Source organism: Mycobacterium sp. IDUB_17, from assembly GCF_055419465.1.
The window spans coordinates 1,256,893-1,270,250 of sequence record NZ_JBVAXS010000001.1 but is presented as its reverse complement, the minus strand read 5'-3'; the positions used below and the strand labels follow the sequence as shown (position 1 = coordinate 1,270,250).

Genomic DNA, 13,358 nt, shown 5'->3' with positions numbered 1-13,358 from the left:
TCACATCACTCCGGGAGATCGCTGGTGGTGTCTGTCGGTGAACTGATGCGGGTCAGCTCGAGCGCGATGAGAACCTCCACCGCGGTGATGACCAGACCCGCGAAGTACATCCACTTGAGAGTCGGATCTGGTTGTGCAGCAAAGTAAACGATCAGGAAGATCGGCCCGACGATACCGACGACGAACACCATGGCCTGGATACCGAGGTACCGCCAGAATGTGGACATCGATCTCCCGCCGCGTGGCCGATGAGCGGCCAGCTTAGCGCGGTTACCGCGGTGCGATGACGACCGGCGTGGACAGAATCTCGCGGTATTCGACCATCGGTTCGCGCTTGAGGACCGCACTACCCGAGGTGACGAGCAACTCGGTCGGTGACACCGCGTAGTTGACCTGATAGTTGCTCGCGACGAAGCGGCGGCCCGACGTGGCATCGGCCGATGCGGCCAGCGCGGCGCGGTCGGAGAGTCGGACACCGTGGTACTCGAGCCGGCCGGTGCGGTCCAGGCAGATCACCACCAGCGAGCGTTCGGTTCGGCCGATGGCCCTGGCCGTCTGGTTGTCGCCGCAGCGTGCCTGGGAATCGACGAATCCGGAGCCGTCGGAGGCGAACGCCGCGACGGCCGGAGCGGCCGCCCGCTCGGCGAAGCTGGGGAGCGGCTTCCGGGTCGGTTTCACCTCGTACGTCCTGGCGCCGACGGCATACACCGAATCCCTGGACGAGAATTTGGACGCAAGCGTGGTGAGGATGACGAATGCCGTGAGCATGGAGCTGACGACAGCCGCGGCCGCGACCCCCATGCCGACAGGCAGCCAACGGCGCTGCGGAGCCTTGCGGTGCCGTCCACGGCGAGCCGGCTGATACGACGGATGCGGTGTGGAAACTAGGCAGGTGACCAAGCTTGCTCCCGGGGAACGGCGGTGTGATGGGCGTGGCAGGCGGCGACGGGCACTCACGCGAGCTCATATTGTGCACGATGAGGTGGGACGCTGTGGGTAACACCCGGGAATTCGGCGAAATCCACCTTCGGTGTGGGACTGTCGCGCAGTTGCGATGAAATTAGCTCGGCAACAGTAAGATTCGTACTCACGTACCGGCAGTGAGCCAGTACGCCGCAGGCAGAAGCGATTTGGGTCGTCTGGTTTGGGCACCGCCGGCAACGCCGCTTCGGTGTCGCGATCGCCGAGCGCCATTCACGTCACGCCGATTCAAACCGGTAAGCGCCGCGCTGAGCCTAGCTGGCTTCGAATGGCCGATATCAGCAGCCGCTTTCGAGGGGAGCGTGGCTATGTCTACTTCTCATACCGCGTCTTCTTCTGCACCGACCACCGCCGGACAGGCCGGGGGCGGTCGCGGATGTCAGGGTCGAGGCAGGGTGTGTTCGGGTTGGGTTTGGCCGGCTGCGACGGTATTGGCGATGATGGGGACGCCGGGCCGGTACGCCAGGTGCACGTACGTGGGGGCCTGCAGCTGTACGAAGTCGGCCCGGCTGCCGGGGGTGAGCGCGCCGATATCGTTGCGGCGCAGTGCCGCTGCACCGCCTGCTGTGGCTGCCGAAGGGCTTCAGCGGGAGTGAGATGCATATCGCGCACCGCTAGGGTGATACACAGCGGCATGCTGATGGTGTAGGAGCTGCCGGGGTTGCAGTCCGTGGCGAGGGCCACCGTGACACCGGCGTCGAGGAACCGGCGTCCGTTGGGCCACTGAGCCCGGGTACTGAATTCGGCGCCGGGCAACAATGTGGCGACTGTCGATGACCCGGCGAGGGCGTCGATGTCCTCGTCGGTGGCGTAGGTGCAGTGATCCACCGAGGCGGCGTCCAGTTCGACGGCAAGTTTGATGCCGTCGCCGCGTCCGAGCTGGCTTGCATGCAGTCGCGGTTGCAGTCCCAGGCTGATGCCGGCTGTGAGGATGGCGCGCGCCTCGTCGACAGTGAACGCTCCACGGTCGCAGAAGACGTCGATCCAGCGGGCATGCGGGGCGCACGCGTCGAGCATGCTGATGCGCACCAACTCGACGTAGTCGTCGCGGCGTGCGGCGTATTCGGCGGGAACGACGTGCGCGCCGAGGAACGTGGTTTCGGGGGTGAAGCTGCTGGCGACGCGCAGGCTTCGCGCTTCGTCGTCGACGGTGAGGCGCGTGTGCCGGTCCCCCTGGTGACCGATGTCGGTGTTCGACTGCCCGCGCAGCTGCCCGCCAGTGGCCGCTCCATCCTGGCGCACCTGTCCGCCGCCCAGGTGCGCGCATTGTTCCCGGCCGGTACCGCGTTCGTAGCGCGCACCGGACGCGGTCCGGCCTCGCTGCCAGGACTGCGGCAGCTGCTGGCCGCCGAACGGACACAGGGCTGGGCCGAGGAGGATGGCATGATCACCGAAGGACTGCACTCGGTGGCCGCGTGCGCGTTCGACCATTCCAGCCGCCCGGCCGCGGCGATCAGCGTGACACGGCGCACCGACCGATCCACTGTCGCGGTCGCCGAACTCGCGCGAGCCGTGCGTCATGCTGCGCAACAACTCACCTGGGCGCTGTCGGGGGTGGCACCGCAGGGATGGTTCGGCTAGGCGGATCGTTGCGCAGCCACCTAACCGCCGCGAAACAGCAACGCCTGCAACATCGTTGCAGTTCGCGTGAACGGGATGGCCAGTCGAGAAGGTCACCAGATCCCCGGGTGCACGGCGTCGCGAAACAGCACGGTCCACCGAGAGCGTCACGACGTAGCTCTGTGCGGAGGCGAGGCGGTGATCGCCGCGATCGTTGGGAATCGGCACGGATGGTCCCGGCGCCCGGTGCAGGTCTGGATTAGATGTGGACGAGAGCCTCCGCGGCCACCTGGTCACGGTGAGGCGTCATACGGGCGTAGATCATATAGAGAGCGGTTGCCACCACGAGCCCGACAATCCACGAGATGTCTGCCCCGCCTAGGTGATCGACAAACGGACCGACATACAGACTGCTGTTGATGAAGGGGATCTCCGCGCCGATGGCCACCAGATAGATGACGAGCGCAGGCCAGTTCACCAGGCCGTATTCGCCGCGAGCCTTGAACAGTTCGCCAACGTTGTAATGGCCGCGACGCACGAGGTAGAAGTCCGTCAGATTGATCGCCGTCCACGGTACGAGCAGATACAGCAGGAATAGGGTGATGTTCTGGACCGTCTCCAGGACGTCGCCGCTGGCCAGCAGGGTCGCGGCGGTGGCTATCACACCGGCGACGACGATGAAGACGGTACGTACCAACGCGGTTGACGAGCCGTGGCCCTTGACCGAGATAGCGCTGATCGCCGTCAGATACATGCCGTAGGCCCCGTACGCCCCGGCTGGGACGGCACCGATGATGATGGCGAGCAGGATCACCGAGCTCAAACCGGGAACCTGGTCGCTGAGCATTCCGACGGCGTCTTCACCGACGGCCTCGGCACTGATGGTGGCGGCCATGGCGCCGAGAATCATCACCCAGGAGGCACCGACGGCCGATCCGAGGTAGGTCCACAGGAAGGTCGTCCGTGACGGAGTGTCCTCGGGGAGGTACCGAGAGTAGTCCGACACGTAGGGCGCCCAGGTCAACTGCCAGGAGACGAAGATCGAGATGCCCAGCAGTATGGTGCCGAATGACGGTGCGGGACCGGCCGGCAGGTGCTCCGGGAGGTGATCGCTCAGCGCCACCGTCAGCACGGCGAACAGCAAGACCGACACCACACTGACCACCCGGGAGGACAAGTGCAGGAGCTTGTAGCCGACGATTGCGATCACCGACGGCACGGCGACTTGGATGACAATCGACCAGGTGAGCGAGATATGCGCCCAGTTCGCGAGCGCCGGCCCGGTGATGACAGCGCCCTCAACCTGAAAGCCCATGTACATGACCAGGACGAGGGCGGCCGGCAGGAGCGCGCCGAGAAAGCCGAACTGAGCTCGACTCTGGATCATCTGCGGGACGCCGAGTCGTGGCCCCTGAATCGAGTGGTAGGCCATGAACAGGCCACCGACGAGATTGCCGATCAGGATTGCCCCGATCGCCCAGTCAAGGTTGAGCCCGATCGTCACGGCGAGCAGACCGTTGACGAACCCGGTGATCTGGACGTTGCTGGAGAACCAGATGGTGAACAGGTGCCACGGTTTGCCGTGACGTTCACTGGGTGGGACGTAGTCGATCGAGCGGTGTTCCAGAGCGTCGCCGCGTGCCGGACTGCGTTCCATCTCAGACCTCCTGCGCGGTTCTGGCCGTGGCTCGGGCGATGGCGGCCAGTGCATGCACCGATTCGGGGCCGTCGGCTACCGGAGAGTCTTCGGCGGAAAACTTCGCGATCACCACGTCGGCCGTCGGATCGAGCCAGAGGTACTGACCGAAAATTCCAACCCCGTAAAAGCTTTCGTGTGCGTCGCTTGGGATCCACCATTGGTTTTTGTAGGTGCCGGCCGGGGCCGCATCCGATTCGGCGGTAGTCGCGAACCTCCCGCCGCGACGGGTTTCGTCAATCCAGCCGGCCGGGATAATCGACGTACCGTCACGCTGCCCGCCATCCAGGACCAGCCGCCCGAACCGGGCCAGGTCGCGCAGTCGCATACCCATGCCGGCGCAGGCATAGGGGGTGTCGTTGTCGTCGACGGTGACAAAGGCGTCGGCCTCGGCGCCGATTCTGGACCAGAGGTGCTCCGCCATCAATTCTCGGTAGGGGGCGCCGCCGACACGCTCCAGCACCCAGGACAGCACATCCGTTGTACCCGAGCAGTATTGGAATCCGGCGCCGTGTTGTCCGGCGCCACGCAACTGGCCCAGGAAGGCTCGCGTGCCGACGACGTCTCCGGCGTGCCGTGGCCGCCAGCCGGCTGCGCGGTCGCCCGCGTGCACCTCGGCGGCCGGGTCGAGGTAGGACATGTCGTAGTGCGGCGCCGCCGTCATATCCAGCAGTTGCTCGACGGAGGCCGCGCCGAACGAGGTCCCGTCCAGCTCCGGAACGTAGTGCCGGACTTGCGCGACAAGGTCGAGCTCACCCGTCGCGACCAGAATTCCGGACAGCATGCCGCAGAACGACTTCGAGATCGACATGACGATGTGGGTTGTAGCCGGGGAGAAGTCGCCGAAGTAGCGCTCGAAGACAATCTCGTCTCCATACAGCACGATGATCCCGTCGGTGTGGGTGCGGCGGAGATACTCGCTCCCGCTGATCTCGCCACCCTCGACAGCGCCGACGGTGACCGTGTCCCAATCGAGCGGTTCTGCGGCGGTTGGCAACTCGCGTACGGGATTGTCCCCCCGGCCGATCGTTGCGCAGCGGACCATATGCTCGACCCGGTGCAGTCCCTGACGGTGGTGCGGTGGGGTGAGCCAGCTATTCACTGCCGGGTGTTCGTCGCGATTCATGCGAATGATCGTGGATCTGCACTGATGATTCGTCAAAGACCTGATATGAAGGAATATCCATATCTAAAGGTTATTGTTGCTGGTTGTGGAGCTGCGACATCTGCGATACTTCCTTGCGGTCGCCCAATGCGGCACTGTGACGGCCGCGGCCGCCCGACTGCATGTGGCCCAGCCGGCGATCTCCCGACAACTTCAACGACTCGAAGACGATCTCGGCGTGAGTCTCTTTGCCCGCCACGGCCCGCGGCTCGCTCTCACCGACGCGGGCCGGCACATGCTCGACGTCGCCGCCGACATCGTGGCTCGCGCCGACCGGGCGACGATGGCCGCGCAGCAGATCGCTCAGGGGCACTTGACCCGGGTATCCGTCGCCGCAGCGAACACGACGATCGAGTACGTCCTTGCACCGTTCACCGCGACCCTGGGCGCACAGGACCCGTTCATCTCTGTTGTCGAGGTGCCGTCGGAAGCGGTGCACGACGCGGTATTCGGCGGCCACGATCTCGGACTTGCGGCCACGCCGCCGCCCGCCAGCAGGCTCACCTGGACCCGCCTGACCAGTGTGCCGCTGCGGGCCTATGTCGCACGCGAACACGCATGGGCTTCCCGGCCGACGATCTCCCTCGGCGAGCTTTCACAGGCCCCGCTGCTGCTTCCGACCCGCGCAGACCCGACTCGGCTCGTCTTCGACGAAGCGATCAACCGGGCCGGGCTGCAGTACCGCGGCTACGAAGAAGTCGAGTCGCCACCACTGCGACAGGCACTGGCCGCGGCCGATCGCGGCGTGGCCGTTGTCACCGACCTGGAACGCTTCGGTGCCCGGCCGCTGCTCATTCTCGACCACGTCGGCGAGCCGGTGTTGCTGACGATCCACGCCTGCTGGAATCCGGCGCACTACGCTGCCCGGTCCCTGTCCGAGTTCGCAGAACAACTGCGGCGCTTCTCCGACACCGTCGTCAGACAAACCGCTGAACGGTTCTGAGGGTCCGGGGCCGTGAAGTCGACCAATCCCGGAGCGGCTAGAAACGCGCCGCTGGCCGGGATCGACCACACGCCGTACCGCATCGCCGAGTCATCGATCGAGGTCTAACGGCGGTGCCGGCGAAAATCTGCTCAACAGTTAGCTCGTCTGCTCCCCGAGGAAAGAACGAAACGGACCTCAAAAGGGGATTCAGGCAACGGAGTCCCCACACTGTCGTTCTCTGTATCTTCAGCATCCCGCGACCCACCAAACGACAACGGCCGCGAACTCTTTCGATACTTCGGGCCGAGGTGATCCCGCCGTACGGCGGCGACACCCAGTGGGCCAACACCGTTGCCGCGTACGACGGATTGTCCGCACCGTTGCAGCGATTGGCCGACGGGCTGCGGGCGGTGCACCGCTTCTCGCCGCCGGACGGCGCGACGGCAACCGAGGATTACGAGCGCCGGGTGAAGCGGCGTCCGCTGCTGACCGAGCATCCCGTCGTGCGGGTGCACCCTGAGACAGGGGAGCGGGCGCTTTACGTCAACCCCGGTTTCACCAGCCATATCGTCGACGTGTCACCGCACGAGAGTCGTCGCCTGCTGGGCCTGTTCTACGACGAGCTGGTGCGACCCGAGTACACCGTGCGGTTCAAGTGGGAGCCGGGCAGCATCGCGTTCTGGGACAACCGCTCGACCGTGCATCTCGCGCCGTCGGATCTCACCGCCGAGCACGACCGCCGGTTGTATCGCGTGACGCTCGTGGGGGATGTGCCGGTGGGGCCGGATGGCCGGCCATCGCAGGCATTGGACGGCGAGCCGTTCGAGGCAGCCTGAGCCGTTCGAGCCGTCAGGCCGGCACCACGACAGTGAGTTCGTTCCCGTCACGCTCCACGTGCATCCCGGCACGGCGGGCGACTCCGGCGACCGCGGCAGCATCGTCGGGCTCGCTTCGGGAGCCGGCCAGCGCGCGGGCCAGGTGACCTTTGTGCGCCTTGTTGAAGTGGCTGACCACGGTGCGGTGCCCGTCGTCGTGTTCGGCCAGCACCTGCACGCGGACGGCACCGGGAATCCGGCCCAACCCCGCGTATGAGCCGGACCGAAGGTCCACGATCAGCTCACGTGCGGAAATGTCGGCCAGCACCGGCTCCAGCAGCGGGCGCCACAGTTTGGCCAGTCCGGGCTGACCGGGCAGCTTTGAGGAGGCGGAGAGTCGGTAGGCGGGCACCGGATCATCGGCCCGAAGCAGACCGAACAACGCCGATCCGACCGCCAATCGGGTGCGGGCCCGGGCGGCGGCCGCGCCGCGCAGGGATCCGATGTCGAGCGCGTCGTACAACACCCCGGTGTATCGCTCGATGGCCGGCATCGTGGGCGCCTGCCGGAGCGCGGCGTTGCGCTCGATCTCAACGTCCTGGCTGGCGGAGATGGCCAGGGCCTTGCGGCACGCCGGCGGGTCTGCGGCGAGATCGACAAGTTCGTCGAGCAGCGACTGGCGAAGCGGGGTGAGTTGAGGCGAGCTCAGAATGTCCAAACGCACCGGCGGGCCGTCCCCGCCGGTGCGTTTGGTCTCCGACGGTGGCAGGAGCACGATCACATCCAGACGTTATCCGAACGATCGCGGCCCGCTGACCACCGACAGGTGTGATCTCAGATGGCGATGGGAGCCGGTTCCTCGGGAGCCGGGGGCGCCGGCGGGGGCGGGACGTCCAGCATGATCGGCGCGGGGCCGTCCATCGGGGGCGCCGGCGGCATCGCGTCAGCCGGGGGCGGCGGCGCGAAGGGGTCCATCGGGGCGGGGGCGGCCATCGGATCAGCCGGGGGCGGTGGTGCGAAGGGATCGATCGGAGCCGGGGCCGCCATCAGTTCGATCGGGGCCGGGGGCGGCGGGGGTGCGTCGAAGGGCAGGGGCGCGTCTGCAGGCGCATCCTGCGGTGCCTCTTCTGCCATCGGCAGGTACATGTGGTGGTTGAACTGGCGCTGGTAGGCGCCGCCGCCACCCACCCGCACTCCGTGGCCACCCTCGCCCGAGGAAACGGGCGTGCCGTCCGGCAGGGTCACCGCGGTATGGCCGCTGTTCCAGCCGATCACCAGGGCGCCGGGCTGGGTGCCGTACTTGAAGCCACGGGCCAGGAGCGCGCGCTCCTGATTGCCGGTGTTGAAGCGGTCTCCGTAGACCGGTCGGCCGGTGGCCATGTTGCTGACCCAAGAAGCCAGGCCCGAGCAGTCAGTTCCCGATGGGGAGTCTCCACCGGAGATGTACGGCGTGCCCGAAACCTGCTGGACAAGCGCCATAAGCGTCGCGATAGCAAACATGCGGCGGGACGCTAGCAGAGCAGATTTTGACCGGGCAAAATATGTGACTCCGTTCACAACGGGTGCTCCATATGGACTGATTCACGCATTTTGGAAATGAGTGCGGTTACCTGCGCGTGCAATTCGGTTGCCAGTGGCACGTGTTTGCCCGGGTATGGGTAGACGTCTGCAACTATCGCCAATAGTGCTGTGGCACTGGGCTTGTGATGCGAATCGTCCGGTCGATTGTCGGCTTGCGCAGAGCAACGGTGTGCCGAATTACATTGATGTGAATGGGATTTCGGGCACCACCCGGGCATCCGTCCGACTCGGGGGCATGATTGGCATCGGTGACCCGGCGCACCGCGGTGCCCCAGATGTACAAGGAAACGGACGTGGTCGTGCCGGCAACGTCGACTCTCTTTTCATGGTGGCTGGCCGCCCCCGATCCAGCGTGCTCATTCATGGTTCTGGCGCCCGTCCTCGGCGTGAGTGAAAGTTGACATGCAGCCTGTTGGCTGCATGATGGACACGGGCGACCGATCGGAAGCATGTGAGGGGATGGCGAGGGTGGACGAAGTCTTCAAAGCACTGGCCGACCCGAGTCGGCGGCTACTTTTGGACAGCCTCAATGACCGCGACGGACAGAGTCTGCGAGAGCTCTGCAGCGGCCTGTCGATGGCTCGGCAGTCGGTCAGCAAGCATCTGGCCGTGTTGGAGGCGGCCAACCTCGTCACGACAGTCCGCCAGGGCCGGGAAAAACTGCACTACGTCAACGCCGAACCGATCAATGCCATCGCGGACCGCTGGATCGACCGCTACGACTCCACGAGGATGCAGACCCTCGCGGACCTGAAGACGGTATTGGAGACTCCCAACCCGGCCGGAGAGTTCGTGTACACGACCTATATCCGCACCACCCCGGAACGGCTGTGGCAGGCGATCACCAATCCGGCGTTCTCCCGCGGCTACCTGGGGCACGCCATCGAATCCGAATGGCAGAGGGGCTCGACCTACGTCTGGGTCGAGAACGGGCTTCGCATCGAGGACCCCGAGCAGGTGATCGTCGAGTCTGATCCGTACCAGCGGATGGCCTTCATGTTCCACGCGTTCACGCCCGACCTGCAGCAGATCGCCCCGGATCTGAGCGAGGAGGCCATTGCCCAGGCCGCGGCCGAACGCCGGTCACGGGTGTCGTTCGACATCGAACCCGTCGGGGATCAGGTGAAGCTCACCGTGACCCACGACGGGTTCGACCCGGGCAGCATCGTGCGGGAACTGATTGCGCACGGTTGGCCGCTCAAGCTGTCCAGCCTGAAGTCCGGGCTGGAGCAGGCTGACTAGACCAGCGAGTCCTGCGGCTCACGCTGGACGTGGGTGGGCCACGGCGCCGGCAGCGGACGCTGACGCACCCGTTGCGGCCACCAGAACCACTTGCCCATCAGGGCCGCGATCGACGGGGTCATGAAGGACCGGATGACCAGGGTGTCGAACAGCAGGCCCAGGCCGATCGTGGTGCCGACCTGGCCGATCACGGCGAGCTCGCTGACCGCCATCGACATCATGGTGAACGCGAACACCAGGCCCGCCGAGGTGACCACCGACCCGGTGCCGCCCATGGCGCGGATGATGCCGGTGTTCAAGCCGGCGTGGATCTCCTCCTTGAACCGGGACACCAGCAGCAGGTTGTAGTCCGCGCCGACGGCCAACAGCACGATGACCGCCATCGCGAGCACCATCCAGTGCAGTTCCAGGCCGATCAGGTGCTGCCAGATCAGCACCGACAGACCGAAGGATGCGCCGAGGGACAGCACCACCGTGCCGACGATGACCGCCGCGGCCACCACGCTGCGCGTGAGGATCAGCATGATGATGAAAATCAGGCACAGTGCTGCGATTCCGGCGATCAGCAGGTCGTAGTTGGCGCCTTCCTGCATGTCCTTGAAGGTGGCCGCGGTACCGCCGAGGTAGATCTTGGATCCCTCCAGCGGGGTGCCCTTGATCGCCTCCTTGGCGGCGTTTTGAATCGCCGCGATGTGGGAGATTCCCTCGGGGCTCATCGGGTCGCCTTCGTGGCTGATGATGAACCGCACCGCATGCCCGTCGGGGGACAGGAACATCTTCATGCCGCGCTTGAAGTCCGGATTGTCGAAGGTCTCCGGTGGCAGATAGAACGAGTCGTCGTTCTTGGAAGCGTCGAAGGCCTGACCCATAGCCGTCTGGTTCTCCATCATCGCTTCCATCTGATCCTGCAGACCGCCCATCGTGGCCTGCATGGTCAGCATCATGTTCTTCATGTTCTTCATCGTCGTGATCATCGGCGGCATGATCGTGAGCATCTGGGGCATCAGCTGATCGAGACGATCCAAGTCCGGCATCATCTTCTGGATGTCATCGGTCATGGTGTCGATACCGTCGAGGGTGTCGAAGATCGACCGGATCGACCAGCACATGGGAATGTTGAAGCACTTCGGTTCCCAGTACAGGTAGTTGCGGATCGGCCGGAAGAAGTCGTCGAAATCCGCGATGTGATCCCGCATTTCAGCCACGTCGGCGACCATGCTGTGCATCTTGCCGACCATGCTGTGGGTGGTGTCGGACATTTCCTTCACCAGCACCAGCATCTGCTGCATGGTGTCGACGGTGGTCTGCATCTCGTCGGCCATCTTCAACATGTCCTTCATGCGGTCCTGCATGTATTTCATGTTCATCATCTGGGTCGTGCCCTGCATGCTGATCTGGAACGGGATCGAGGTGTGCTCGATCGGCGTTCCCTGCGGGCGCGTGATGGCCTGGACCCGGGAGATACCGGGCACCTGGAAGATCCGCTTGGCGATTCGGTCGATGACCAGGAAGTCGGCGGAATTGCGCAGATCGTGATCGCTCTCGATCAGCAGCAGTTCGGGGTTCATCCGCGCCTGGGAGAAGTGCCGGTCGGATGCGGCGTACCCGGTGTTGGCCGGCAGATCAGCGGGCAGATACTTGCGGTCGTTGTAGTTGGTCCGGTAGCCGGGGAGAGTCAACAGACCGATCAGCGACAGCGCGATGGTGGCGATCAGGATCGGTCCGGGCCAACGCACCACGGCCGCACCGATCTTGCGCCAGCCGCGGGTGCGCATGGCCCGCTTGGGTTCCAGCGTCTTGCCGAACTTGCTGGCCACCGTGATGATGGCCGGCCCCAGGGTCAGGGCGGCGACAACGCCGGTGACCATGCCGATGGCCAACGGGATGCCCAGCGACTGGAAGTACGGCAGATTCGTGAAGTGCAGACACAGCGTGGCGCCGGCGATGGTCAGACCCGAGCCCAGCACCACATGCGCGGTGCCGTGGAACATCGTGTAGTAGGACTGTTCCCGGTCCTCACCGATACTTCGGGCCTCTTGATATCGGCCTATCAGGAAGATCGCGTAGTCGGTGGACGCGGCGATCGCCAGAGTCACCAACAGGTTCGTCGCGAACGTGGACAGGCCGATGATGTCGTAGTAACCCAGAGCGGCGACGACGCCGCGTGCCGCTGAGAGTGAGAGCACCACCATGACCAGGGTGAGGATCACCGTGACGACGGACCGGTAGACCAGCAGCAGCATGATGATGATGACCGTGAAGGTCAGCGCCTCGATGATCTTGACACTTCGGTCACCGGCGATGTGCTGGTCGGCGGCCAACGCGGCCGGCCCGGTCACATAGGTCTTGACGCCCGGCGGCGGCGTGACACTCTCGACGATCTTCTGGACGGCTTCGACTGATTCGTTGGCCAGCGCCTCGCCCTGGTTGCCGGCGGTGTAGACCTGCACGTAGGAGGCCTTGCCGTCGGAGCTCTGCGCACCGGAGGCGGTCAGCGGGTCGCCCCAGAAATCCTGGACGTGCTCGACGTGCGCCTTGTCGGCCTCGAGCTTGGCGACGACTTCGTCGTAGTAATCGTGCGCCTTGATGTCCAGTGGCTCTTCGCCCTCGAGCACGACCATGACCGAGCTGTTGGACTTGAACTCCTGGAACACCTCGCCGACGCGCTTCATGGCGATCATCGACGGCGCCTGGTCGGGGCTCATCGACACCGACCGCATCTTGCCCACCTCTTCGAGCTGGGGCACAACGGTGTTCAGGACGCCGATAAGGGCGACCCAGCCGATGATGATGGGCACTGCCAGGCGCCGGATCCACTTGGCGATCCCGCCGTGCTGGGCATGCCGCGGCCCGGTGACCGGGAAGGCTTCGGTCGGGGCGTCGTGGGTGCTCATGCGGATTTCACCAAGCAGAAGGTCTGGGCGTTCACGCCGTTGGAGGTTCTCTCGTCCTTGAGTTCGTCATCGACGGTGATGCGGCAGCTGATCGTGCTGCCGTCGCCCTGGGCCACGATGTTGGGGAACACCGACGGTGCGGTGGATTCCAACCGCAGCGTCCACGGCAGGGTCACCCCGTCGATGCGCTGGGGCTGAGCGTCGAGATCGAGATAGTTCACGTCCGCGGTCGCGCCGGGCTCGCCGTAGATCTCATAGACCACGACTTTGGGGTCGAACGGTTTGGTGTCATCGACCTTGGCGCTGGAGATGCCGGAGCCGCCGCCTGCGCCGAAGAACGTGCGGACCCGCATCACCGTGAACCCGCCCACCAACACCACCACGATGATGATCAACGGAATCCAGAACTTCCTTGCCAGGCCTGAAATCGAAAACTGTTTCCGGCGAGGGGTTTTCGTCGCGTTGGTCGTCGCGTTGATCATCGTGAAAAGGCACCGGT

General features: G+C 65.1%; 12 protein-coding genes and 1 pseudogene. 4 read left to right on the top strand and 9 right to left on the bottom strand.

Features of this window, described 5'->3' with window-relative positions:
• Nucleotides 1-5: 5 nt before the first annotated feature.
• The 3 genes and pseudogenes from ACZYZ7_RS06085 to ACZYZ7_RS06075 form a co-directional block, all read right to left on the bottom strand.
• Nucleotides 6-227 carry a hypothetical protein gene (locus ACZYZ7_RS06085; RefSeq protein WP_135454932.1) on the bottom strand — a complete coding sequence of 74 codons (222 nt, stop codon included), beginning with the start codon at nucleotides 225-227 and terminating at the stop codon, nucleotides 6-8.
• Nucleotides 228-270: 43 nt separating this feature from the next.
• Nucleotides 271-900: a hypothetical protein gene (locus tag ACZYZ7_RS06080; RefSeq protein WP_286175004.1), complete on the bottom strand. Its 630-nt coding sequence runs from the start codon at nucleotides 898-900 to the stop codon at nucleotides 271-273.
• Nucleotides 901-1,360: 460 nt separating this feature from the next.
• Nucleotides 1,361-2,136 (bottom strand): annotated as a pseudogene (locus ACZYZ7_RS06075) (amidohydrolase family protein); the annotation flags it as partial.
• Here ACZYZ7_RS06075 and ACZYZ7_RS06070 point away from each other — a divergent pair.
• A complete protein-coding gene (locus ACZYZ7_RS06070) occupies nucleotides 2,059-2,562 on the top strand; it encodes an IclR family transcriptional regulator domain-containing protein (RefSeq protein WP_463740476.1) in 504 nt (167 codons plus the stop codon). The pseudogene ACZYZ7_RS06075 and the gene ACZYZ7_RS06070 sit on opposite strands and share 78 nt — an antisense overlap.
• 238 nt (nucleotides 2,563-2,800) lie before the next feature.
• Here the strand turns inward: ACZYZ7_RS06070 and ACZYZ7_RS06065 are convergent, their stop codons facing one another.
• Nucleotides 2,801-4,198: a purine-cytosine permease family protein gene (locus ACZYZ7_RS06065; protein ID WP_450071909.1), complete on the bottom strand. Its 1,398-nt coding sequence runs from the start codon at nucleotides 4,196-4,198 to the stop codon at nucleotides 2,801-2,803.
• A 1-nt stretch (nucleotide 4,199) separates the two neighbouring features.
• Nucleotides 4,200-5,363, bottom strand: coding sequence for a serine hydrolase domain-containing protein (locus ACZYZ7_RS06060; RefSeq protein WP_463740475.1), 1,164 nt, complete (start codon nucleotides 5,361-5,363; stop codon nucleotides 4,200-4,202).
• 85 nt (nucleotides 5,364-5,448) lie between these two features.
• On the opposite strand from ACZYZ7_RS06060, the gene ACZYZ7_RS06055 reads away from it, so the two are divergent.
• Together ACZYZ7_RS06055 and ACZYZ7_RS06050 are read left to right on the top strand one after the other, a co-directional pair.
• Nucleotides 5,449-6,345 (top strand): LysR family transcriptional regulator, encoded by an 897-nt coding sequence (locus ACZYZ7_RS06055; RefSeq protein WP_450071907.1) that lies wholly within the window; start codon nucleotides 5,449-5,451, stop codon nucleotides 6,343-6,345.
• Between the two features lie 113 nt (nucleotides 6,346-6,458).
• A complete protein-coding gene (locus tag ACZYZ7_RS06050) occupies nucleotides 6,459-7,163 on the top strand; it encodes a TauD/TfdA dioxygenase family protein (protein ID WP_463740474.1) in 705 nt (234 codons plus the stop codon).
• A 13-nt stretch (nucleotides 7,164-7,176) separates the two neighbouring features.
• Here the strand turns inward: ACZYZ7_RS06050 and yaaA are convergent, their stop codons facing one another.
• Entirely contained in the window at nucleotides 7,177-7,923 is a 747-nt protein-coding gene (yaaA, locus tag ACZYZ7_RS06045) for a peroxide stress protein YaaA (protein WP_463740473.1), read from the bottom strand.
• 53 nt (nucleotides 7,924-7,976) lie between these two features.
• A complete protein-coding gene (locus ACZYZ7_RS06040; protein ID WP_463740472.1) occupies nucleotides 7,977-8,642 on the bottom strand; it encodes a C40 family peptidase in 666 nt (221 codons plus the stop codon).
• 549 nt (nucleotides 8,643-9,191) lie between these two features.
• Between ACZYZ7_RS06040 and ACZYZ7_RS06035 the strand changes: the two genes are divergently transcribed.
• Complete coding sequence (locus ACZYZ7_RS06035; protein ID WP_450071931.1) at nucleotides 9,192-9,965, top strand: ArsR/SmtB family transcription factor; 774 nt, start codon at nucleotides 9,192-9,194, stop codon at nucleotides 9,963-9,965.
• Here the strand turns inward: ACZYZ7_RS06035 and ACZYZ7_RS06030 are convergent.
• Together ACZYZ7_RS06030 and ACZYZ7_RS06025 are read right to left on the bottom strand one after the other, a co-directional pair.
• A complete protein-coding gene (locus tag ACZYZ7_RS06030) occupies nucleotides 9,962-12,859 on the bottom strand; it encodes an MMPL/RND family transporter (protein WP_463740471.1) in 2,898 nt (965 codons plus the stop codon). The genes ACZYZ7_RS06035 and ACZYZ7_RS06030 overlap by 4 nt on opposite strands.
• A complete protein-coding gene (locus ACZYZ7_RS06025) occupies nucleotides 12,856-13,341 on the bottom strand; it encodes an MmpS family transport accessory protein (RefSeq protein WP_286175001.1) in 486 nt (161 codons plus the stop codon). Before ACZYZ7_RS06025 ends, ACZYZ7_RS06030 begins: the two co-directional genes overlap by 4 nt.
• Nucleotides 13,342-13,358: the final 17 nt, after the last annotated feature.

Bases quoted from the DNA above. Each gene is read 5' to 3' on its own strand.
- ACZYZ7_RS06065 (WP_450071909.1), bottom strand. From the start codon at position 4,198: ATGGAACGCAGTCCGGCACGCGGCGACGCTCTGGAACACCGCTCGATC.
- ACZYZ7_RS06085 (WP_135454932.1), bottom strand. From the start codon at position 227: ATGTCCACATTCTGGCGGTACCTCGGTATCCAGGCCATGGTGTTCGTC.
- ACZYZ7_RS06040 (WP_463740472.1), bottom strand. From the start codon at position 8,642: ATGTTTGCTATCGCGACGCTTATGGCGCTTGTCCAGCAGGTTTCGGGC.
- ACZYZ7_RS06060 (WP_463740475.1), bottom strand. From the start codon at position 5,363: ATGAATCGCGACGAACACCCGGCAGTGAATAGCTGGCTCACCCCACCG.
- ACZYZ7_RS06025 (WP_286175001.1), bottom strand. From the start codon at position 13,341: ATGATCAACGCGACGACCAACGCGACGAAAACCCCTCGCCGGAAACAG.
- ACZYZ7_RS06030 (WP_463740471.1), bottom strand. From the start codon at position 12,859: ATGAGCACCCACGACGCCCCGACCGAAGCCTTCCCGGTCACCGGGCCG.